The organism is Lysobacter arenosi (genome assembly GCF_016613475.2).
Classification (GTDB): Bacteria; Pseudomonadota; Gammaproteobacteria; order Xanthomonadales; family Xanthomonadaceae; genus Lysobacter_J; species Lysobacter_J arenosi.
The window spans coordinates 1,060,846-1,084,850 of sequence record NZ_CP071517.1; the positions used below are offsets into that span (position 1 = coordinate 1,060,846).

13 protein-coding genes are annotated in these 24,005 nt (G+C 66.0%); 6 read left to right on the forward strand and 7 right to left on the reverse strand.

Annotated elements, in window-relative coordinates:
- The first annotated feature begins 132 nt into the window (after positions 1–132).
- The 3 genes from HIV01_RS05075 to HIV01_RS05085 all read left to right on the forward strand — a co-directional run bounded on the left by HIV01_RS05075 (position 133) and on the right by HIV01_RS05085 (position 9,676).
- Positions 133–3,933, forward strand: coding sequence for a hypothetical protein (locus HIV01_RS05075; protein WP_200605243.1), 3,801 nt, complete (start codon positions 133–135; stop codon positions 3,931–3,933).
- A complete protein-coding gene (locus HIV01_RS05080) occupies positions 3,897–8,540 on the forward strand; it encodes a hypothetical protein (RefSeq protein ID WP_207527096.1) in 4,644 nt (1,547 codons plus the stop codon). Before HIV01_RS05075 ends, HIV01_RS05080 begins: the two co-directional genes overlap by 37 nt.
- A 74-nt stretch (positions 8,541–8,614) precedes the next feature.
- A complete protein-coding gene (locus HIV01_RS05085; protein WP_200605245.1) occupies positions 8,615–9,676 on the forward strand; it encodes a hypothetical protein in 1,062 nt (353 codons plus the stop codon).
- Positions 9,677–9,941: 265 nt separating this feature from the next.
- On the opposite strand, the gene HIV01_RS05090 is transcribed toward HIV01_RS05085, so the two are convergent.
- Positions 9,942–10,694 (reverse strand): tetratricopeptide repeat protein, encoded by a 753-nt coding sequence (locus HIV01_RS05090; protein ID WP_200605246.1) that lies wholly within the window; start codon positions 10,692–10,694, stop codon positions 9,942–9,944.
- A 1,600-nt stretch (positions 10,695–12,294) separates the two neighbouring features.
- Between HIV01_RS05090 and HIV01_RS05095 the strand changes: the two genes are divergently transcribed.
- A complete protein-coding gene (locus HIV01_RS05095) occupies positions 12,295–13,353 on the forward strand; it encodes an autotransporter outer membrane beta-barrel domain-containing protein (RefSeq protein ID WP_200605247.1) in 1,059 nt (352 codons plus the stop codon).
- A 9-nt stretch (positions 13,354–13,362) separates the two neighbouring features.
- On the opposite strand, the gene HIV01_RS05100 is transcribed toward HIV01_RS05095, so the two are convergent.
- Both HIV01_RS05100 and HIV01_RS05105 read right to left on the reverse strand, forming a co-directional pair.
- Positions 13,363–14,187: an SDR family NAD(P)-dependent oxidoreductase gene (locus HIV01_RS05100; RefSeq protein WP_200605248.1), complete on the reverse strand. Its 825-nt coding sequence runs from the start codon at positions 14,185–14,187 to the stop codon at positions 13,363–13,365.
- A 132-nt stretch (positions 14,188–14,319) separates the two neighbouring features.
- Positions 14,320–17,157: an ATP-binding protein gene (locus tag HIV01_RS05105; RefSeq protein WP_200605249.1), complete on the reverse strand. Its 2,838-nt coding sequence runs from the start codon at positions 17,155–17,157 to the stop codon at positions 14,320–14,322.
- A gap of 228 nt (positions 17,158–17,385) precedes the next feature.
- Between HIV01_RS05105 and HIV01_RS05110 the strand changes: the two genes are divergently transcribed.
- On the forward strand, positions 17,386–19,209 hold the full coding sequence (locus HIV01_RS05110) for a monovalent cation:proton antiporter-2 (CPA2) family protein (RefSeq protein ID WP_200605250.1): 1,824 nt from the start codon (positions 17,386–17,388) through the stop codon (positions 19,207–19,209).
- Positions 19,206–19,676, forward strand: a complete 471-nt coding sequence (locus HIV01_RS05115; RefSeq protein ID WP_200605251.1) for a DUF2721 domain-containing protein — start codon at positions 19,206–19,208, stop codon at positions 19,674–19,676. Before HIV01_RS05110 ends, HIV01_RS05115 begins: the two co-directional genes overlap by 4 nt.
- Before the next feature lie 22 nt (positions 19,677–19,698).
- On the opposite strand, the gene HIV01_RS05120 is transcribed toward HIV01_RS05115, so the two are convergent.
- From HIV01_RS05120 to HIV01_RS05135, 4 genes are all read right to left on the reverse strand, one after another.
- The gene (locus HIV01_RS05120; protein WP_200605252.1) at positions 19,699–20,343 is read right to left on the reverse strand and encodes a hypothetical protein; all 645 of its coding nucleotides are present in this window, start codon (positions 20,341–20,343) and stop codon (positions 19,699–19,701) included.
- The gene (locus tag HIV01_RS05125) at positions 20,333–22,537 is read right to left on the reverse strand and encodes a xanthine dehydrogenase family protein molybdopterin-binding subunit (RefSeq protein WP_200605253.1); all 2,205 of its coding nucleotides are present in this window, start codon (positions 22,535–22,537) and stop codon (positions 20,333–20,335) included. Before HIV01_RS05125 ends, HIV01_RS05120 begins: the two co-directional genes overlap by 11 nt.
- A complete protein-coding gene (locus HIV01_RS05130; RefSeq protein ID WP_280633583.1) occupies positions 22,534–22,995 on the reverse strand; it encodes a (2Fe-2S)-binding protein in 462 nt (153 codons plus the stop codon). The genes HIV01_RS05125 and HIV01_RS05130 overlap by 4 nt, the downstream gene beginning before the upstream one ends.
- 146 nt (positions 22,996–23,141) lie before the next feature.
- Positions 23,142–23,990: a VOC family protein gene (locus HIV01_RS05135; protein WP_207527097.1), complete on the reverse strand. Its 849-nt coding sequence runs from the start codon at positions 23,988–23,990 to the stop codon at positions 23,142–23,144.
- Between the last annotated feature and the right edge of the window lie 15 nt (positions 23,991–24,005).

A 24,005-nucleotide genomic window follows, 5' to 3' on the forward strand; every position in this document is an offset into this window, starting at 1 on the left:
GATGCCATGCCATGGCTTGGTTCGCTCGCAGTGATTTGACGAAGGAGGACCATCACCATGTCACCCCGGCGAAGAACTCCCAGGTCCCGCGTCCTGGAAGTGGAACCAACAAGGTTCGCGCATGGTCTGCATGTGATTGAGCCGGAACTGCTCGAAGTTCCTCAACAGCCTTCGGTTCACGTCGATGTCATCCGCCCGGCAGACCTTGTCGCGCTCTCGGTCGACGCCGTCGGCTGCGAGTTGGTCACCGACAACGACGAGCCCGCGCACCTTCGGCCGATCACAGGTTTCGCGCATCCGCGCCTGGTGGTGCGCTATTCGTTCCAGCACACCGCCGAAGAAGCCATCTTTGAAGGGAAGGTCGGCCAGAAGATCCCTGTCCCGAACGAACTCGAGCCTTGGAAGCCGCCCACGCCAGCGCCCATTCCGAGTGGCAACGATCCCGATGCGCGCCCCTACCCGCCCGTCGGCGCCCGCGCGGCGCGCGGCAGTCGCCTGGTCTTCGCAATCCCTGCAGGCGAGACGATCGAATTCTCAAGCGACGGCATCCTCGCCGCGATGGGCCGCCTCGAGTTGCTGGTGCACAAGCTTGCGTTGCCCGGCGATGCGCAGGCCGCCGGCAAGACCGGTCATGGACGCACGCTGATCGATCCCGACCTGCACCCAGTCGTGGTGCTTCCCGGCAATCTCATCGGCAAGGTGTCCGGCAATTCGATCGAAGTCTCGAAGGCCAGCGCGAAGCTGTTGCGCGAGATGGGCGTGCCGCCACCCGAGTCGCTGGCGGGCATCGAGTTCCTGGCGCGTGAGCTGCGCCGCACGCGCACGCTGCTGCAGACGCGCACCGCCACCGCCGTCCGCGGCACCACCTTGCCAGACCATCCCTTGCTGCGGCCTGGCGACCTCGTCAATGAGTACGTCAAACCGCCGCGACGCACGCCAAAGCTGAGCTACCCGCCGAAGCAGGACGAGACCGCGATTGAAGCGCCGTACCGCCTGGTGATCTCGCCAGGCAGCGAAGCGCGCTGGGCGCATGTCAACGTACCTTGTGCCGCAGCCAACGCGCCCCACCACATCGAGTTGTGGCACAGCCGCCTGGGCAATGCCGGAAAAGCCTCCGATGGCACGCCTGCGGTCGACGAACACAACACCGTCCGCCGCATCGTACGTGCCATCTGGACCCGCGATCGCGACACGATGGCGCAGGCCGACTGGCAGAACCCGACATCCGCCAATCCCGGGCACAGCAACAACGACCCGTTCCTCACCTCGCTGGATCCCGCCGACCGCCACATGCTCGTGCGCCAGTCGTCGGAATCCCTCGCCGGCCTGCACGGGCACATCGAACCGCTGCCCATCGCGGCGCGTTCGCTGTGGCTCTCTGGCCTGGGCGCATGGCTGGACCTGCACGGAGCATGGACCACCAAGCCATACTCCGAAGCATCGATCCGCTCGATCCTCAGCTGGGACCACATCGCGCCGCTGGGTCGCGACCAGTACGTACGCGTGGTCTACCCCGGCTACTTGTATCCCTGGGGCCACCAGGCGGCGCTGGTGAAAGTCACCGAGCGCAAGATGAAGGACGCCGCGCCGTCGGTCGCCGGCCTCTACCAGCGCAAGTTCCTGGTCATCGGCGAACCTGTCCGCAGTTACGCCAACCGCCGCGACTTGCCGTTCACCGAAGTCGCCATCCGTCCGTTGATCACACCCGTGCTCGACGAACCTAGCGGCGTGAAGGGCGACAACCAGGACGACTTCTTCTGGCCGAAGATCGGCGGGCAGGCATTCGCGTTCGTCATCGATGCGCTGGACCATGAGGGCCGGACCGTACGCCTGCAGATGCCGCTGATGTGGGTGGCGGAACACTTCAACAAGTTCGCCGACATCGACAAGGCCTACGACCCCGATCCCAGACGCAAAGTGACGGCCTACGGGCAGCAAGTAGCCTTTGCACCGGTCGAGCGAGGCGGCGACACCGTGCTCGCAGCAGCGATGCTGGCGTTCCAGGGCAAGGCCGCCCTGGGCACGTCGACGCCGCGCATGACGAGCGCCGAAGTGCTGATACCGGCCGTGCAGCAGTTGTCGCCGGCAGGGCCGGTGCCCATCGCGTATCACCCGGCGTACAAGAAGCACGGCTTCAACGGCACGGCCAACACGGGCCAGCTGTGGGCCCGCGTGTTGGTGCAGGGCGAACAGACACCGGAACACGCGACCGATCCGACCGTTCCGCTCCCGTTGATGCGCTTCGGCGAAGGCGCGCCCAGTAGCAGCGACAAGGCGGGCGGCTTCCTCACGCCAAACGTGCCGATCCGAGGACTCTCGCGCATCACCGGCACGGTGGGCGACGTCACCGGGATGGCGACGCAGACGTTCGACCCGAAGACCTACTTCAAGGATTCGGCGCCGAAGTTGTTCGGCCTGATCGACTTGGACGACATCGCCGTCATGGTGGACAGTGACCTGCTGCGCATGCCGAAGATCATTTCCGAACTGGTCGGGCGCGTGGAAGCCCTGATCGCCGACATTGGCCGCGCCGCAGCCGCGGTGGCAGACGCTGTCGCCGAGGCCGACAGGATGGCCGAACGCGCCGTCGGCAAACCGGCCGAGTTGCAGGCGGCGGCGCAGGCTGCGATCGATGCCGCCGACGCCGCCAAGGGCACGTTTGCCGATCTCGAAGCGCAACTCCCGAACCTGCTCGCGCTGATGCAGAGCAAGGGCAAGACCGATGCAGCGGTCAAAGCGCTGTACGCCACCTTCAAGACAATGGTCGAAGACACGGCATCGGACTTCGAGGACCTGGCCGACAAGCTGCCGCCGTACATGGCGAACGTCATCCGCGCGATGGCCACGATGCTGCGCACCGTGATCCTGAAATCGTTGGAACTGTTCGAGGACATCTACAACTACGTCAATGGTCTGGCCGAGTCGGGCACCCTGGCGCGCATCCGCTTCGAGTGGAAGCCGGAAGTGGCGTCCTGGCCGGACGAGACCGACCCGCTCCTGAGACTGAAGAAAGATAGCCTGGTGTTCGCCGTGCAAGGCCAGACGGGGCTGGACGGCAAGGCCAAGCTGGAAGCGCTGGCTGAGCTGCGCGACTTCACCCTGCACCTGTTCCCCAAGGCGGAACTGCTGGCGCTGAAGTTCGACCACTTCACGTTCAAGTCGGGTACGGCGGGCAAGCCGGAAGTCGATGTCGTGCTGAACGACATCACCTTCAAGGGCGTGTTGTCGTTCGTCGAAGGCATCAAGGATCTGATCCCACTCGACGGATTCTCCGATCCACCGATGCTCAAGGTCACGCCGGAAGGCATGAGCGCCGGCTTCATGCTCGCCCTGCCGGACCTGGCGCTGGGCATGTTCAGCATCTCCAACCTGTCGCTCAACGCCGACGTGCAGGTACCGTTCATCGGCAAGGCCGTGACGGTGGGCTTCGGGTTCTGCACACGCGAACGGCCGTTCACCATCGCGGTGGCGTTCCTTGGCGGAGGCGGCTGGATCGGCATGCGCGCCTCGGCCAAGGGCCTTGACGTGCTGGAAATCGGCCTCGAAGCAGGTGCATGCATCGCGGTGAACTTCGGCGTGGCGTCGGGTTCGGTGTCGGCGATGGTCGGCGTCTACATCCGCCTGGAAAGCGAAGCGGGCTCGATCACCGGCTACTTCCGCATCCGTGGCGAAGTCGATGTGCTGGGCCTGATCTCGGCGGCCATCGAGCTGTACATGGAGCTGATGTACCAGCCGCCGACGGGCAAGTTGGTCGGACAGGCGAGCATCACCGTCAACGTCTCGGTGATCGGCATTTCGAAGTCCGTGCGCATCAGCGCGCAGCGCGTATTCTCCGGCTCCAACGGCGACCCCTCATTCCTGCAGATCATGGATGCGGGTAGCGGCACGTCGGCGGCGTGGACGACGTACTGCCTGGCTTTCAAAGAGGAATGACGATGGCGAGCGAGTACTACATCGTATGTGCCCTGCCGTACTCGGCCAGCGCGGATCGCGAGTTCCACGTGTCGCTGTTCTTCTCGCCGACCATCCGCCCGGACACCGACAGCAAGCTCAAGCAGTTCCGCATCTTCCCCGACTGGGCGAAGACCGCGCGCAAGCACCTGCGCATCGAACTGTTTGACCAAGTCGGTCCGATCGAATGCACGCCCCTGGTCGACCTGATCGACAGTAGCCTGTGGCGCAAGCTGTTCCCGCCGGGCACGCCGGTCAAAGGGCCCGAGGTCCCGCGCTGGAACAACCGGCATTGGCGCAGCTTCGCCGCCAAGGCCGTGCACGACATCGCACGCGACCTGCACATGGCGACGATCTACGCCGATCCGACCACTCCGCCGCGCCCGCTCGACCATCCCCTGGCCGAGCAGCTCACGCGCATGGTGGCTGACAGGCACTACTACCGGACCGAAGGCGATGGCCGCGTGCGGCAGAGGATCTACGACGAGTCCAAGATGACTGCGGACCTCGATCGCGTGATCGAAAGCAGGGAGCCGCTGGTCAACATTGAACAGTTCGTGCGCGGCCACGCGGACTGGCTGGAGCGCGCGGCGCTGGAACTGCACCGTTGCCGCCGCTATTACGAACGTCCGGAATCGCAGCTGGACTACAAGCCGCGTCCGCTACCGGGCGCGAAGGTGCCGCCGGTGCAACCGGCCGAACCTGAGTTCCACGAACGCTGTGCGATGGCCGGCGACCATCCGGCGCTGCTGCGCCGGCTCGGGTTGGTGATCGACCTGAGCGTCGCCGATCCCGCCCGCCTGCGCGGCGCGCAATGGTTGTCGGCGCGCGTGTCCGTCGACGGCGACCTCAGCGCTTGCCGCACCACGCGCGTGCGCTGCCATGCGGTGGGCGACGACCTGGTCAGTACGCCGTCGGGGACCGACTGGGTCGACGGCGCATTGCGGCTGGGCGACGAGAACCGCTTCGCCGTACTGACGCTCGACACCGACGGCAGCGCGATCAAGACCGAACGATTCCTGTGGACCCTGCCGCGCCTGTTGCAGATCGAACAGAACGGCGACCCAGTCAACGCCGCAACGCCTGCGATGCGTTCCGGTGGTTTCACGGTGGCCGCGACGCAACAAGCGCTGAGCACGCAGCAACGCCTGGATCGGCAGAACGACCTCGAAGCGGATTTCGACAATGGCACCGCGCCGGAGCTGCATACCGAAGACGTCGCGCGCGGCTTCCGCGTGGAAGTCTGGGACGACGAGGCCAGGCGGTGGGCGTCGTTGCACAAGCGCCTGACGCACCTGACCGTCGAAGGCTTCGGGCCGGTGCTGGATCGCCTGCCGGAAGAAGGCTTCTCGCAGGGGACCGCGGCGCATGAGACGCCGAACGTCGACGCCTCGCCCGTGCACGTGCACGATGCCTTGTTTGGCTGGGAAGGCTGGAGCCTGTCCGCGCCGCGGCCAGGCAAACGAATTCGCCATCACAATGGCGACGAAGTCGTCGAGGACACGCCGGAGCCACCGGCCAAGGACCTGATCCACCCGATCCGCATCCGCAACGAAGTGCAGCCGGGCACCTTGCCGCGCCTGCGCTACGGGCGCCGCTATGCGTTCCGCGCCTGGGCCGTCGACCTGGCAGGCAACTCGCGCCCGCATGCGCTGAATCCCGCGCCGGTGGCGCCACCGGATCAAGTAACGGGCGCACTCGCGGCGACCGCGCCGAGCACGACGCCGCCCACCGGTGCGCTGTCGTCCACCGACTTGCGGACCGCGACGCACATGACCCTCGAGCGTCGCCGATTGCAGTCGTCATCGGCGCCGACCCATGTGGACGTTGAAGCTGCGACCTCGCTGCTGGTGCATCCCGAAGTCGGTCCCGCCGTGATGGAGCGCCTGCGCAGGCGCGCCCCGGCCGGTGCACGGATCGATTCGGCCGCTCTGCGGGCGACTGTCAGCCGGCGCAACCTGCTGTCGGCCCAGTTCGCGCAGGCAGTCGGCGATCCTGGAGAGTCTTTCGTCAGCGACGCCGTCGTCCGCGGTAACAGCGACCTGTCGGCGCTGATGAGTTCGCACGCCGGTGCGGTATCGGCTGCACATGCGCGGGCGACGTTGGTCGAGGCCATGTTGCGCGCGCGGCAAACGGTCACGGCGCTGCATCCCTTCCTGCGCTGGGACCCGGTGCCAAGCCCGGCACTCGTGCCGCGCAAGCGCTATACCGAAGGCGAGTCCTTGCGAGTACTCGTGATCCGCTCCAGCGTGACGCAGGATCCGTCCACGCTTGCACTGACTGTCAGCGACCCGACGACGTACGCGGCCACCGCTGCCGCCGTCATCTCCGACATCGGCTATGGTGCCACCAGCGAGCGCCATCTCGCGCCGCCGAAAATCAGCCAGGTTCAGGCGGAACTGCATGGCATGTTCGACCCGGCGATCGGCGAGACGTCGGTGGCGAGCCACACACGGATGCTCGGCTGGGCGCTGCGCGAGAACGGCACGCTCCAGGACATCGACCGCGCCGACATCGACAACCCGCCCGACCGCATTCCGCAACCCAGCATCGACATCGTGCACGTCGGCACGGCGACCACGCCGCTCAAGACCCTGCCATTGTTGCCCGGCGAGGCGCCTGCGCCCGGTCAGACCGTGGTGCACGACGTCGACGACCTCGGCCTGCCCTACTTGCCTGATCCGATGGCGCGGGGTATCTCGCTCGTGTTCGCCGAAGCAGGACGCGATGGCATGCTGCCGTTCCCGTTCGGCGCCGAAGGATTCACCGCGGCCTACGGCGGCACCTGGCCGGAGATCGAACCGTTCCGGCTCGTGCTCAACGGCGGCGACGACCTGCGCGGTAACGTCGAAGGCCGCGTCGCCACGATCACGTTGCCGCCAGGCGACATCCAGACATTCCGCCTCGCCAGCAGCATGCCCAAGGACAAGCTCGACCTGATGGGCGTGTGGCGCGCCCTGCCTGCGTCGGTGCGCAGCAACGCGGATGTGGCAGAAGCGGCGGCGGACGGTTGGCTCTGGGGCTTGTCGCCGTTCGAGGACGTAATGCTCGTCCACGCGGTGGACCGCCCACTGGAAGTGCCGCGGCCCATCCGCCTGACGCCGATGCGTGCCGAAGGCGCGATGCATGCGTACCTGCTGGGCGCTGTCGACCTGCATGGGCCGAGCACCGACGGCCTGACGGCAGAGGCGACGTGGACCGATCGCGTCGACGACCTGTCGTTGTCGAAATGGCACGACCTGCCGTGCAGCAGCATCGCCTTCCACTCGCCGGTGCGCCCGTACGAGGACGTGGCGCTGCTGGCCACCGCCAATGCCGAAGTTGTGGTCCCCGCGATCGGCAAGGTCAACCTCCATCATGCGCGCCACGAGTTCGGCGACACCAGGCATCGGCGCGTGACCTATCGCTTCCGCGCCTCCACGCGGTTTCGCGAGTACTTCCGTCCGGCGTTGCTGGCGGCCGATACGAGCAACCAACTCGACGACGGACAAAGCGTCGTCGGGCCGGTGGTGCAGGTGTCCGTGCCGTCGGCGGCACGCCCGGCCGCGCCGGTCGTGCATTCAGTGATCCCGTTGTTCCGCTGGTCCGACGGCACGGAGCCCGAACAGCCGATGTCGCGCCGACACACCCGTCGCGCCGGCGTACGCATCTACCTGGAGCGTCCCTGGTATAGCAGTGGCGAAGGCGAACTCCTTGGCGTGCTGCTCGCGCCTTCCGGCGACGACACGTTCGGACCACCTCCCGAAGACCAGTCGGGGTTCGCGTTCGTCAGCAAGTGGGGAGCGGATCCGATCTGGGTGAGCGCACCGGTCGAACGTCGTGCGATGTCGATGCTGGAGCTCGACGACGTGTTGCACAGCGCAGGCCTCGATGATCGCCGCGTGCCAGGTCGTCCCGTCACGGCGCCCGCGCAGTTGCCGCTTACGACATTGCCCGGACAGCCCGTCGTCACCGTGGTCGGATACGAGCCGCAGTACAACGAAGCACGCCAGCTCTGGTACGTGGATGTCGCGCTCGATCCTGGCGCCCACTTCTGGCCCTTCCTGCGCCTGGCGGTATGTCGCTACCAACCCGAAAGCGTGGCCGGCTGCCACTTGTCGGCGCCGGTGCGCTGCGACTTCGTGCAGTTGCCGCCCGAGCGCGTCACCAGCGTCAGTCGCACCGACGACCGCCATGTACGCGTCGTGGTTAGCGGCGCTGTGGGTCGCCGAGAACGCATTTCGCACGCCACGGATACCATTGCGGCATTCGCCACGGCGGTGGATCACAACCGCATGCTGGTCGCCCGCCTGCAGCGCCGCGATCCGCAGATTGCTTCCGACCTCGGTTGGCGAACCGAGAAGACGCAGAGGCTGGTGCTGCGCGGGCACGGCTCACTCGGCCATGACGCGGCGTGGGTGGGAGAACTCGACGCCGGCGAGGCGATTGCGTTCACGCGTCCCGGCCAGGGACCGTCCGAGTGGCGTGTCGCCGTGGAGGAGTGGGAGCGGCTGGAAAGCGATCCGACGCATGTCCCCACCCCGTTTGCGGACCTCGAAATCCCTCAGTGGGAACACCGGCTGGTGTACGCGGATGAAGTGGACTTGTAGCAATTGGCTGATGTCGAAACCGGCGGCAACTGCGACGCTGCTCTGGCTTCGCTGCGAAAGCGAGGGAACAAGACATGATCAAGGCGAGAGTCACCGACCTCTTCCCGGCGACGTTGAATGGCCACAGCTCGGCGGTTGCAGTGAACGATAAGGGTGTCGTGATCGGTCGCGACGATTTCGGGACAGGACTGGTATGGATGCCGAGCACACCGAACGGGATCGTCGGTAGTGATGTGCCGCTACCGGCTTTGATCGAACCTCGACGTCGTATCGTTGGCGAAGTGACGCCGACAGCGATCAACACTGGCGGAACGATCGTGGGGTTTTGCAGCACCAGCGACCCCAGTGGCGCTCCAGTCACGCGTGCGTTCTTCTTTATACCAAGCGATACGACGCTGACAGATCTCGGCACCTTGGATGTCGATGCCGTGGGCCTGCCTTGGCAAAGCAGCAAGGCATTCGGGATAGACGACATCGATACCATCGTCGGCTGGGCGCACGACTCTAGTGGTATCGAATGGGCGTTTGTCGGTAGTCCGGGAGCGTCCACGGTGCAGAGCTTCTTTCATGGCCACTACCCGAGTCAGGCGCTCGGCATCCGGAACGGGATGATTGTGGGGGATGCCACCATAGCGGATGCAGCTGGTGTCGTACGCCGACAAGCCTTCAGGTCGCTTGGCAATGGAACCTTGGAATTCCTTGGCACTCTGCTGCCCTCTCCGCTTTCGCCGACTCAGTTCTTCGGTGATTCGCGCGCGAATGGAGTAAGCAATCAAGGTACCATTGTCGGCATCAGCGACGCCCTGCCGCCGATCGTGCGCATGGGCTTGATCTTCGGAGTTCCGTCTATCGTCCCTCCCCTTCCGTTCGGCCCGCTGCCGAGCGAGGCGCTTGCGGTCGCAACGGTGTCAACCAAGGACGTCGTCGTCGGACACTATTGGCCTTCTCCTCCGGCGCAGGACACGGCCGGCTTCATGTTCGACAACACCAACGGCTTAGTGGACCTCAATACCCGGCTTCTCGACACGGACTGGCACGTGGACAGTGCGACTGGCATCAACAAGGAAGGCCAGATCTGCGGCATCGGCACCCATAGCTCGCTAGGAGGACCTCGAGCTATCCTGCTCACATTCTAGGGCGCGCCTCGAATTCGAGGAGGCCCCCGTGACCCAACTATCTCTCACGGCCAGGTTGAGGGACAGGCAGCGGGCCTCGAGCTTTCGCAGAATGGGATACGCATTTGCGTCGCAATTCCCCGTCGCAACGGAATACTCCGGCCCCGCTAAGGCTCTGAATTTCTTAGCCTTTTACGGGAACACGTTTTGAGAACCGGACACAAGTCTGAAACACGCCCCGCGACAGGCGTTCTGCTCTCCAAGCAAGTGATCGCATTCGATTGCACTACTTCCCCTCATCCTTGACCACATCGACGTCGCCGACTTTCACTTCGCCAGCACCAATGCGTTTCATCAGGGCGCCAAGGCTCAAGTCTTCGGCCTGCCAGTATTCCGTCGGGCGTGTGCGGTTGTCGGCATAGAACTCCGTGCCGGTGGCCTGGAGCGGTCCGTACGACGACCTGCCGCCGCCCGCCCACAGGTCGGGCCTGCCTGCGTTCACCTCCAGCCTTGAAGTCAGCAGGCCAACGCGGCTGCCTGTCTGTGTGCGCGCGAAGCGGCGGATCTCGGTATTGGTGCGGCGCTGTGCGACCTGGTCGCCGTAGCGTTCGTAATAGCCTTGGCCCATCTCGACGGACTGCGCCTGCTGGGCTGGCGTGAGTTCGTGCCAGATGTGCTCGCGCACGCGAATCAGGTCCGGGCTGTTGCCACGTTCCGCGGCCAGGTCGGCCCAGACATAGGCCTGCACCGGGTCGCGGTCGACGCCATCACCGTTCCAGTACATCAGCGCGAGAAAGTGCTGCGACAGCTTGTCGCCGTATGCGGCGGCCCGCAGGAAATACTTGAGCGCTTCGTCCTGTCGCCCGTTGTCGTAGTTCCAAATGCCATGCCATCGGTTGAGTTCGTTGGGATGACCCGATGCCTGCAGCAAGGCCGACTGGTACGCGTCGAGGTTGATGGCGCGTTCCTCGGCCGCCGTGGCCGTTCCTGCAGCGAGCAGTGCGACGACAGCCCATCCTGGAATTGCGCGCATGACCATGGCTTGCTCCTGCTGGCAGGTTTGCGTGGCGCCGACGAAATCGATCCCCTACCCGACATGCTTTCCGCAGTATCGGTTGCGGGCGCCCCAACGATACGCCGGCAGAAGTCGCTCCACCACCCGGGGGTGGCCACCTCGCGCCCCCTACTGCCGCGCCCTGGCGGGCTGCTGCCGTTCCGTCACGCGTTGATGATCTTGGTGGCCGAAGAATTGGCCCTGCTGAACCTGCTCAGTGTGTGTCCCGTACCGCCGGAGATCACCACCCTTGGCTTCGCAGCGCGCCATGCGCGATTCGATCATCCGTGGCCAGACCACGATGTCGAATCACGATACCAGCCCATTGTCGTTGCCCAAGGTCGAGCGGCTGTCGCCGCTCGCGCTGCTGTTCGGTGTGGCGTGGCTGATGGCCCCTGATACCGCCGCTGCGCAACAGTGCAAGGACCGCGGTGGACTGGCTTATCTGGGTGTGACTGCCAACGAGGCGCGTTCGGTGTGGCTGTCGGCGACCGGTGCCGGTACGTTCCAACTGGAGTCGACGCAGGGCAGCCAGGTCGTCGACCAATGGGATCGCAGCCGACGCGGCCTGCGGGTGACGCTCTCGCCGGTCGTGTCCAGCGGCAATGGCGGCGTGCACCAGTTGCTGGTCGTTGAAGGCAATCGGCCTTGCATGATCGATTCGCAGAACCAGAAAGGTGGCATCACCTTTCCGTCGTTCATCCGTCTGCCCGAACTGCGGCCGCCGGGAGGACTTCGGCCGCCCGGAGGGCCGCTGTCACCCGGTGGCGTGACCGCATTGACGCCCTCGCTACCCGGCGGCGTTGCGCCGCCGCTGGCGAAACTGCCTCCTGCCGGTGCGATGCCGACACTCCCGGGACGCCCTTCCGCACCGCCTTCCGGCGTGATGCCGACACGTCCTGGCGGTGTCGCGCCGCCGATCGGAACGCGACCGCCTGGTGGTGCAATGCCGACGCTTCCGGGTCGTCCGTCAGCTCCGCCTTCCGGCGTGATGCCGACACTACCGGGAGGCGTCGCACCGCCCGTGGCGGCGCTTCCGCCCACCGGCGTCATGCCGACACTTCCAGGTCGCCCTGCTCCGCCACCCTCGGGCGTGATGCCCGCAGTGCCCGGCGGTGTCGCACCACCGATCGGAACACGCCCTCCCACCGGTGCGATGCCGAGGCTGCCGGGTCGCCCCTCGGCACCGCCCTCCGGCGTGATGCCGACACTTCCCGGCAGTGTCGCGCCTCCCGTCGCAACACTCCCTCCTGCCGGCGTGATGCCCACGATCCCCGGCGGTGTTGCACCACCGGTCGCGACCCTTCCTCCGGTCGGTGCGATGCCCACGCGTCCGGGATCACCTACGGGCGTGATTCCGAGCGGTCCGGGAAACCTGTTGCCGCCAAGTGGCGTGATGCCCACGCAGCCCGGCGGCGTGTCTTCGCCAGTTGCGACACTTCCACCCGTTGGCGTGACACCCACACTTCCGGGGAGTCCAGCGGCGCCTCCGATTGCCGTGGTACCGAGCGGACCAGGCAGCGTGATACCGCCGATAGCGCCGCTGCCGCCCTCTGGCGTAACGACACCGGCATTGCCTGGGGGAGTGACACCGCCCATCGCAACGCTGTCTCCACCGGCACCCGCACCCGAGACTCCGGTTACACCCGCGCCGGCGATCGACGATGCCACGCTTGCGCGCGGTGCAGCACAGGAACAGGTCGTCTCCGATTGCCTTGAGTGGAGGTCTGCAGACGAGATCGGCGTCGACACGCCCACTGACTGCGACTATGCGGCCGCCGAACAGGCGCGAACGGGCTTCGGACAAGCGGCCCCTGTCACGCCGGGGCGCGAGTTCGCGACACCCACGCGCTGGAACCTGTGGTTCGATGGCCGCACGCTCGACACTTCCGATCGCCGTCATGGCCTGGACATGGACGGCAGCGGCAACTACTTCACCCTCGGCGCAGACCGTCGCCACGACAATGACGTCGTCGTCGGCGCACTGGTCTCCTACGAGAGCAATGACAGCGACGGCTTCGAGGGCAATCTGCGCCAGGAGACCGACGGCTATGGCATTGGCGCCTACGTGGCGCAGCCGCTGTCGCAGCGCTGGGCAATGGATACGTCGCTGGTGTACGCCTGGCTGTCGAACGATTCCAGGGTGGCGGTCCTCGATGGCAGTTACGACTCGACGCGCGTGTCGCTGACGTTGAACACGACAGGCCAGTACCAGGCGGGTGAGTACGCGCTTCGCCCCAAGTTCACCCTGAGCTACAGCCACTACGACAACGACGCCTATGACCTCTCCGGCTTGGTGTTCGACACGCCCATCTCGCTGCACGTGGCCCGCGACAGCTTCGACAACGGCACCGTCGAAGGATTGCTGGAAGTCAGCCGGACCTTCCATCCGGGCAACAGTGTCGTGATTCCGTACGGCGAGATCGGCGCCAACTACGCCTTCATCCGACCCCAGGACGGCGGCATCCTGACCTCCGACCTGCGACTCGCCTCCACATCGGCCTGGCTCGGCTCACTGCGCCTGGGCGCGCGTGCGCTGGTGTCGCAGGCGATGTTCGTGGAGGCGAGCGCGGGCTACCTGAGCCTGGGCCACGGCGACAACGATGTCTGGGAGCTCAGGCTGTTCCTGTCGTGGGCGTTCTGATTCGCGTCGTCAGTCCGCGAACGCGCTGAGCCACTTCCAGCGTGCATCTTCCTTTGCCCGCATCCCGTCGGCGGCCGTGCCGTAGTCGTGGGTTCCACTGCCGGCGAGCAGCCGCAACGGCGGGTCTTCCAGCCCGGCGACCTTCAGGATGAGTGCGGCGATCCTGGCGGGGTCTGTGGTCGACGCCAGGTAGTCCGGCGACTTCATCATCTGCGCGGTAGCGCCCGATGTCGCGGCGTAGGCCGCACTGCCGGGGATGATCGTCAGTGATGAATCGTCAGCGAAATCGGTCCTCATGCCGCCAGGCTCGATGGCCGTGACGTGTATGCCCAGCGGCCTGATCTCCAGCGCCAGGGACTCGATGAATCCAGCCAGGGCCCACTTCGATGCGTAGTACGCCGCTGCGCCAGGAGTGGCAATGCGCGCGCCAATCGAAGAGACCTGGATGATGTGGCCGGCACCCTGCCCTCGCAGAACCGGCAGCGCGGCCTTGATCACGTTAACGCTGCCGAGGAAGTTGGTTTCGAGCTGTGCGCGGATCGCCGACATGGGCATGTCCTCGACGGATCCGACAATGCCGAATCCGGCGTTGTTGATCACCACATCGATCCGCCCGAAGCGCTCCACACCGGCCTTCACCGCCAACTGCGCCGCTTCGCCATCGGTGACATCGAGTGCGACAGGCAGGATCCGGCTTGCATGGCGGTCGACGAGATCCGCCAGCTGATCAGGGTCTCGCGCTGTTGCGATCAGTTGGTGTCCGGCTTCGAGCACCGAAGTCGCGATGCTTCGGCCGAGCCCGCGGGCACTGCCTGTCAACAGGAACGTTTTCATTCCGGAACTCCTTCTTCATGGGTAGAAGTTCCTATTTGGCGGTTCCGTTGTATCCCCACTGTTTCCGGCGATCAGCGTTATGTAACGCTGTGTGGGACGCGCGACAGCCAGCACTCGAACGGTGCGCCCGCCCTAGAGTCCTTCCAGCGCCTTGGCCGTCGCCTTGCGAACTCCCGTGTCGAAGCCCTCGGTGAAGCGGGAGTAGACGCTCTCCAGCATTCCCTTCGCTTCCTTCCGCCGCCCTTGCGCGGCCTTCCCTTCGGCCATTGCCAACGCCACGCTCATCTCCCACTCAAGCGCCCCTTGCGACTTCGCGCACGCCATTGCCTGCGACAGCACCTGCTCGATCTGGGTCTGCCTGGTGCCTGGCACTATCCGCATCACTTCGGCCTTCGCCCTGAGCATGTCAGCCAGGTTGACCACGCCTCCTGTCTGCTCCGCCAGGCCGATGGCCTCATTGATCGCGTCCAGGGCCCCTGCCCCGTCGCCCAGTTGACGCAGTGACTCCGCGAATGCCTGCAACGCGTCACTTCGTATCACCGTCAACTTCGGCGGCCGCAGCATCTCCAGGCATTGCCGCAGATGCATCGCCGCCTCGTCGGGCCGTCCACGGTGAAGCAACAGATGCCCCTTGAGGTAATGCCCCATGGGCAGTCGCGTCCCCATCTTGTACTCGTTGGCCACGGCCGCCAGTTCCTGGATCAGCAGTTCGGCAAGGTTGTCGAGCTTGTTCTGGAGGAAGATCGGGAAGCACAGGACCACGCTGATGTAGAGCGAGTCGGGATGGCGGCGGGAGTCGTCGACGATGCGCCTTGCCACTTCGAGCGCCTGGAGTGGGAACCCACGGACCCACTTGACCCGCGCCATGCTGGCGATGGCGATGACCTGTTCCTTCATTTCGAAGTACACCAGCTGGCGCACGCCGTGCTCGGCGACCAGCCGGGTGCCGCGGGCAAAGCTCTCGTCCGCTTCGAGCTGGCGCCCGGTGTAGTGATTGGACGATCCGCTCATCCAGGCGGCAACGATGGCCTCGCGCGGACCACCCCTCGCCGCTGCCAGTGACGCATAGCGCTCGGAAACAAGGAGCGACTCAGGGAACCGGCCGTTGGACATCATCGCCAGGTGCAACCCGGCCAGGAACCGGAACGTGGCCCGGACGTCGTCCAGGGCGATGCTCGTCGCCAGTCCCTTCTCGACGATGGCGGTCATCTCGCCGTCGTAGTCACCCATGATGTAGCAGGTGACGGCCAGCGATTCGAGAAGACTCATCTCGACGTCGGTCGAGCGCAGGTGCTCCGGCATCGCGGCAAGCGCACGCTCGCAGCAGCGCTTGCACTCGTTCAGCAGTGAGTGTTCGAGGAACAACGACGCGGCGTGCCTGCTCATCTCGACGCCAAGGTTCACGTCGTGGCGCGCCGCAAAACACCAGTCCATTGCTACGCGTACATTGCCGATGTCGGGCGAACGCGGGCGCTCTCCCCCGGTGCGGTTGACGGAGCCATGAAGCGAGTACTCCCGCAGCTGTTCCGCGTAGTAGCGCGCGTGCCGGCTTGCAACTTCCCCTGCGTCCCCCGTGGTCGCCAGTTTGGCGACGGCGTATGCACGCGTGGTCTCCAGCAGCCGGACATGCGTTTCACCGTCGATCGAGCTTGCGACGATCAATGACTTGTCGACCAGGTCGCAGATCGCCTCCCCCGCCTGCAGGCCGCCGACGTTGTCATCGGCGATGACATGGATCGCCGACTCCAGCGGAAACGCTCCCGCGAACACGGACAGCCGATAGAGCACGATGCGGTCGCGTTGCGGCAGCAGGTCATGCGACCAGGCGATCAGGGCTTCCACGGATTGATGGCGCGGTATCGCATCCCGGCGCCCTTGCCAGAGCAATGCGAACTGGCTTGCGAGCAGATCCGACACGCCCTGTATGCCGTACGCCCCTACCCGGCTGGCCACCAGGCCGATGGCCAGGGGGTTGCCATCCAGGCGTCGACAGATCGCCGCCACCGTCGGAGCGTCCTCGTCGCTGAGGGGTTCCAGCGCGCCCCCTTCCCGGGCACGATCCACGAACAGCTGCACGGCGGGCCACGCCAACGCCTGCTCTGCGGTCAGTCGCCCGGTGCCAGGTGGCGACCCGAGTGGACGCAGCAGGTAGACGTGCTCGTCGGCCAGGCGCAGCGCCTCGCGGCTGGTGTTGAGAAAGTGAACCGTCCCCGTGTGCTCGAGGGTGTGGACGCACAGGTCGGCCACTGCGCCGATCAGGTGCTCGCAGTTGTCCAGCACGAGGAGCGTACGCCGCGTTGAAAGCACGTCGATCAAACCGGCCAGCTCGACCGGCCCCGACGGCATGTAGCCGATTGCGGTCGCCACCGCCTCCAGGACGCGGTCCTCGCTCGTCACGATGCTCAGATCGATGAAATGGATCGAGTCGCCGAACGACTCGGCCGCGTGAGCCACGAGCACCGCCAGCGTCGTCTTGCCCGCTCCTGCGGCGCCGGCCACGGTGATCAGGCGGTGAACCGGCAGCAGCCGTGAAAGCTCTTCGACGCTTTCCTCCCGTCCTAATGCCCGCTCCAGGGGTGCAGGCAAATGGGGCAACGGTTTCTGCGGTTGTACCGCGCCGCGCGCATTCGCCGCAGGGGGTTCATCCGCGGTCGCGGTCCGCTGCACGGGAGCGGCGAAACAGTAGCCGCGGCCGGCGATGCTTGCGATGTAGCGCGCGCCGTCGCGGCCGCAACCCAGTACCTTGCGCAGGTTCGCCACCTGCACGCGTACGTTGGACTCTTCCACAACCAGCCCGGGCCAGGCGATGGCCATCAGCTCCCGGCGTGTCAGCACGTTGCCGTTGCTTTCGACCAGTGCCACGAGAATGTCGAACGCACGGCTGCCCAGTGCGACGTCGCCGTCGTGTTGCTGCAAGACACGCGTCGTCGGGCACAAGCGGAAGGGCCCGAATTCGAATACGCAGCTCATGCCCTGCTCTCCTGCGACCACTGGCGGCTTAGGAGGGAGACGGGAGGCGGCCACCTCACTGACGGGGTGTGCTCGCCAACGCACTTTCCAAGTGGTTTTACCCTTTGACCACGGTGGCGCGCAACGGCACTTGACCTGGCACTTTTGGCATGGACGATGCATAACGGGCTACAGGCGCTAGCATCGACCCCGGAAGGCATCGGCCTGCGTGTTGCATCGGGGATCCCCATGGCAGCTGAATCCGCGAACAGCCAACTGATCCAGGCGGTCATTCTCCTTGGCGCGGCAGTGCTGGTCGTGCCGCTGTTCCGTCGCCTGGGACTTGGATCGGTATTGGGCTATCTCACGGCCGGGTTGGTGGTGGGCCCGTTTGGCCTGGGATGGTTCACCGACTCCAGGGCGATCCTGCATGTCGCCGAACTTGGCGTGGTGATGTTCCTGTTCGTGATCGGCCTGGAGATGCGGCCGTCGCATCTGTGGGACCTGCGCCGCGAGATCTTTGGCCTCGGCACACTGCAGATCGTCACCTGCGCCGCAGTGCTGACCGGCGTAGGCGTGCTGCTGGGGTGGCCACCGCCAGTGGCCTTCATTGGCGCCATGGGCTTCGTGCTCACCTCCACCGCAATCGTCATGCAGTTGCTGTCCGAGCGCGGCGACCTCGCACTGCCGGGCGGCCAGAAGATCGTCTCCGTGCTGCTGCTCGAAGACCTGTTGCTGGTACCGCTGCTTGCGGTGGTGGCGTGGATGGCGCCGGTGCAGGAACAGACCACCTCGGCCGAGCGCTGGCTGTCGGTGCTGGTCGGCATTGGCGCGCTGCTGGCACTGATCGCTGCGGGCAAGTGGCTGCTCAACCCGCTGTTCCGGATCCTGGCCGGCGCCAAGTCGCGCGAGGCGTTGAGCGCGGGGGCCTTGCTCGTCGTACTGGGAGCGGCGCTGCTGATGGAAGTGGGCGGCCTGTCGATGGCGATGGGCGCCTTCCTGGCCGGTGTCCTGCTGTCGGAGTCGAGCTTCCGCCACCAGCTGGAAGCCGACATCGAGCCGTTCCGCGGCATCCTGCTGGGCCTGTTCTTCCTGGCCGTGGGCATGGCACTGGACGTGTCGGTCGTGCGCGCCAACTGGCCGCTGCTGGTCACTGGCGTGCTGGCGATGATGGTGGCCAAGGCGGCGTGCATCTACGTCGTCGCGCGCGTGTTGCGCAGCAGCCATGCCGAGGCGCTCGACCGCGCATCGCTGATGGCGCAAGGCGGCGAGTTCGCCTTCGTTCTCTATTCCACCGCGGCCATGACGGGCGTGATCAGCGCGCAGGCCAATGCACTCTTCACTGCCATCGTGGTCTTGTCGATGGCGTTGACTCCCCTGGTGTGCCTACTGGTCAAGCGCCTGCTGCCACACCGGACCCAGCCCTCGCTGGATGGACTGGACATGGCGTTCGGCGTGTCCGGCCGCGTGCTGATGATCGGCTTCGGTCGCTTCGGCCAGGTGGTGAGCCAATCGCTGCTGGCACGCGATGTCGATGTCACCGTGATCGACACCGATGTCGAGATGATCCAGGCCGCTTCGGACTTCGGCTTCAAGGTCTATTACGGGGATGGCACGCGTCTGGACGTCCTGCGCGCTGCCGGCGCGGGCCAGGCAAGCGTCATCGCCATCTGCACGGACCACCGCGATACGGCCAACTGCATCGTCGAGCTGGCCAAGGCGGAGTTTTCCCAGGCCACCTTGATGGTCAGGGCCTACGACCGTGAGCATGCCTGGCACCTGGCCGGTGAAGGCGTCGACTTGTTTGTGCGCGAGACCTTCGAGTCAGCGTTGAACTTCGGCAGCCTGACCCTTCGGCAACTGGGGGTGACACCGGCCGAGGCCGACCGGATCGCCGACGGCGTGCGCCGCCAGGACGCCGAGCGTTTCGCCTACGAACTGGCCGGTGGCGATTGGGTGACCGGCGCGGTGATGAGCTTCCACAAGCGACCGCAACCTGTCCCGCTTACCCCTCCCCGGCGCGAAAGCCGGACCCTCAACGAAGGGGCCGACGCTGCAACGCGCCCGGAATGAGCGAAGATCCCGCCATGAATCATGCAGTGCTCACCGCCATGCTGGCGCCGGCCTTCTTCCTGACGGCGACCGGCTCGTTCCTGATTGCGGCCAACAATCGCCTGGCCCGCATCATCGATCGCGCCCGCACGCTCATAGAGGAAGCGGAAAACACCCAGGACGACGAGTCGCTCCGGTGGATCGAGGGGCACATCAAGATGCAGAAGCATCGGAGCATGGTCGTCCTTCGCGCCACCCAGTTGCTGTACGCGGCGACCACCTTCTTCGTCGCCACCAGCATTGTCGTGGCGGTCAACAGTTTCAGCGGGTGGCGCCTGGATTCGCTGCCCATCCTGCTGGCGTCGTTTGGCGTGGTCACCCTGCTCTTTGCCAGCCTGCTGCTGGCGCGCGAGTCGTGGCTGGCGGTGACCGCCATCAATGAGGAAATGGACCGCTGCCGGACGAGGCGGTCCGGCAGCACCCGCTAGCGACACATCGTTGCCGGCTCGCTCACTGCGGGCAGGCGGCCCCGCTGGCAATCCACGCGTCGACCAGCGCACCGAACTGCTTTTGCGTGCCTGGCGCCGGCGTTCGTCCACTGCCCGGATTCCACGCCCATCCGACCAGTGTGTCGGTGCCCATGTGATGGCTGATCTTGGCCAAGTCACGGTTGCCGTTGCGCTTGAGGTCCTTCAACTGCTCGCAGATCTGGCCCAGCGATTTGCCTTGCCAGGCCATCGAGGCCGGTGCCAGCGCCCAGTGCGCGTCGCCCGGAATCGTCCGCACGGTGTCGCCCAGGGTCATCGAGTTCGACTTGCCATGGCAGCTGTTGCACGGCATGCCCGGCATGCCGTGGTTGTCGGCGCCGCCAGCCACTTCGGGCACGTGCGGATGCAGGTCGTCGCCCTGCGTGGGTGCACGTTCCACCGGATGGCAGTTGAGGCAGCGCGGATGCTGCAACACCTTGCCCGCCTCTTCGAACAGCGCGACCGAGCGCTTGCGCTGATCGTTGATGCCATCGAATTCGGAGACTTCCTTGAGTCCCGGTGCGGAAGTGGCCGATGCCGTACTGGTCGCGGCCTTCTGCGCCCAGGCGACCGCCAGGCAGGCCGTCGTGGCGACCACGATCATGGCCGCGATTGCATTACGCCTCATGTCGGCCTCCCTTCAGCAGCGCGGTGTCGATCGGCAAGTCGAAGATCCGCTTGCCGGTGGCATGGAAGATGGCATTGGTGATGGCCGGGAGTATTCCCGACGTACCGGGTTCGCCGACGCCGCCCGGATCGAGCGTGCTCGACACGATATGCACCTCCACCGGTGGCGCCTCCCGCATCCGCACCACTGGATAGCTATCGAAGTTGCTTTCGACAATGCGTCCGTTGGCGACGGTGACCTTGCCGTACAGCGCTGCCGACAGGCCAAAGATCACCCCGCTCATCAGCTGCGCCTTGACGATGTCGGGATTGACGGCCACGCCGCAGTCGATCGCGCAGACCACGCGTTCCACTTTCAGCTTGCCGTCCGGCGCCACGCGTACCTGCGCGACGGTCGCGAGGAAGCTGCCGAAGCCTTCCTGCACCGACATGCCCAGGCCCTGGCCCTTCTCGAGCTTGCGACCCCACCCGGCCTTCTCGGCGGCAAGGTCCACCACCGCCAGCGAGCGCGGACTCTTGCCGAGCAGGCGCCGGCGGTATTCGACCGGGTCGACGCCGGCACGCTGCGCCAGATCATCGATGACCGACTCGACGACGAACACGTTGCGGGTATGGCCCACGCCGCGCCAGTTGCCCACGTGCAGGCCCTCGGGCGGTTCCTGGCGCACGTAATCCACCAGCGCGTTGGGGAAGTCGTACGGTCCTGCCGCGCCGTTGACCGCGTCGTAGTCGACGCCATCCTTGAAGAAGATCGGCAGGAACACCGCCATGATCGCCGGCCCCACCACGCGGTGACGGAAGCTCACCGGCATGCCGGCGCGATCGGTGCCGACCCAGACGCGGCTGTGGTTGTGGTAGCGGAAGTAATCCTGCTGGATGTCCTCCTCGCGGCTCCACGTCACCTTCACCGGCGCATCGACGTGCTTGGCGATGCGCACGGCCTGCGTCACATAGTCGGCCTCGAGCCGTCGGCCGAAGCCACCGCCGAGCAAGTGGTTGTGGACGACGACCTTCTCCAGCGGCAACCCGGAGGCTTCTGCCGCGCGCTTCTGGGCCCGACCCAGCACCTGGCAACCGACCCAGACCTCGCAACGGTCCTTGCTCACGTGCGCGGTGCAGTTGATCGGTTCCATTGCCGCGTGCGCGAGCATGGGCTGGCGGAACGTGGCCTCGTAGGTCTTGGCGGCGCGCGCCTGCGCCACGTCGCCGACCTTGACCGCGACCACGCCTTCGCGCTCCAGTGCAGCGTCGCACTGCGCGACCAGGGCAGCGGTGTCGAGCCTGGCATTGGCGCCTTCGTTCCAGCGGATGTCGAGCGCCGCAAGGCCTTTGCGTGCAGCCCAGGTGTTGTCGGCGACCACGGCCACCAGGTCGTCGAGCACCACCACCTGCTTGACGCCGCGCACGGCCAGCGCCGGCGCCTGGTCGACACCCGCGACGCGCCCGCCAAACACTGGCGTGGCACGTATCGCGGCGAAGCGCACGCCCTTGGGCAGCGCATCGATGCCGAACTTCGCGGTGCCATTGACCTTGGCCGGTGTATCGACCCGTTTGACCGAATGGCCAACCAGCTTGTAGTCCGCGATCGGCTTCAGCGGTGCCTTCTCCGTCGGAGCGGGCAACGTCGCTGCCACCGCGACCAGATCGCCATAGCCCAGGCGCTGGTTGTTGCCGGTGTGGATGACCTGCCCGCGCTCGGTACGGCACTCGGCCGGCGACGCCTTCCAGCGCTTGGCCGCGGCCGCGACCATCAGTGAACGCGTATCGGCACCGGCCTGGCGCAGCGTCGCCCAGCTGCCCGGCAGCGAGGCTGACCCGCCGGTGATCTGCCCGCCATAAACGGGGTGGCTGTAAAGCTTCTCGTCCGGCGGTGCATGTTCCACCGTCAGCTGGTCCATGCCGATGTCCAGCTCCTCGGCAAGCAGCTGCGCCTGCGACGTGTAAGCGCCCTGCCCCATTTCCACATAGGGCACGACCAGTGTCACCGCGCCCGTTGGGGCGATGCGTATGAATGCGTTGGCCGCCCACGGCTGCGCACCCTTTGCCGCGCGTGCCGCGAGCGCGGGACTGTCCAGGCTGAAGCCGACGACCAGGCTGCCGCCGACCACGGCGACGGTCTGCAGGAATGCACGGCGCGACTGGCGAAAGTCGCCAATCGCCGCGGCCAGGTGTTCGTCGCGTGGATGCGTGCTCATGACGCACTCCCCTGCCCGCCCACCTGCTGCGCCGCCAGCTTGATGGCGCCGCGGATGCGCTCGTACGTGCCGCAGCGGCAGATATTGCCGCTCATGATGCTGTCGATGTCGTTGTCGGTGGGCGCCGCATTGCCAGCAAGCAGTGCTGCCGCAGACATCAGCTGGCCGGACTGGCAGTAGCCGCACTGCACGACTTCCTTTTCCAGCCAGGCCTGCTGCAGCGCACGGCCAACCGGAACTTCGTGCAGTGCCTCGATCGTCCGCACCTCGGCATCGCCGACCGCGGCAATGGGCGTGATGCACGACCGTCTTGGCACGCCGTCGATATGCACCGTGCAGGCGCCGCACAGCGCAACGCCGCATCCGAACTTCGTGCCAGTGAGCTGCAGCACGTCGCGCAACACCCACAACAAAGGCGTGTCGTCGTCGACGTCCACGGTGTGTGGGGTCCCATTCACTTTGATCGTCGTTGGCATAGCTGGCTCGCTCGCAACGGCTCAACCGGCAGGATCACGGCCAAGGCCAGGTGACCATCCTTGGGAACAGGGGTCCTCCTCCATCGACTCTGCGTAACCCGCGGCCCGCAGTGGCCACTTTCAATCCATCACGTCTGCATTCGCCTGCGTGCCTGCAGCGCGTTCTGGAAAGTGCGCTTTACCGGGCCCAGTGCCTGGACGAACTCCAGCTGTTCACCTTCCGGTCCCTTGCAGTAGATCAGCGACCAGCCGTCGGACTGACCCTGCGTGATCTTGTTCGAGTTCGAGTCGAGCGGCGCCGCCTGGCGCTGCTGCTCGGTCGTCACGGTGATGACCCGATTCGCCCGGACCTGGCTCATCCCGCGGCGGGCAGACTCGGCCTCGAGGTCACGGATGAACGTGTTGAAGTCGACGTCGTCGCGCAGGTAGAAACAGATGTGCATCGAACGCGGATAGGCCGGACTCATGTGGTCGCGGGCCTCGGCGAAGCTGTTGCCGGTCCCCATCGGCTGGTCGGCGTCGCGGTACTGCAGCAGCTCGATCACGACGTTGTCGAACTGCACGAAACGCACGTCCAGGCGCTGCGCTCCTCCGCGCAGGTCGGGAATGCCACGGGTGCGCGGGTTGACCTTGCGCTCGCGTGCAAGGATGTCCTCGTCGGTCAACAGGGTGTTGTGGATGCGCTCGCCCTCGAAGTCGCCATCGCGCATGACCTCGTTGCCGCCGAGCACCTCGGTATAGAACTCGAATGCGCGATCCATGTTCTGCACGGTCACGCCGAAGTGCTGGACGCCCTGCAGGCGCGCACCTATCGAACCCGGGGCAAGCTTGCGTTCGGCTTGTTGCACCATACCGGCAGCGGCCAGCTGGCCCGGCAGGGCCGCGACGGCGAGCCCGGCCATCACGGTGGCGCCGGTCGTGCGCAGGACTTCGCGACGACCTAGGTCAACCCCGGAAGCTTCTTCGGATTCTTTCATCACATGCCTCCAGGC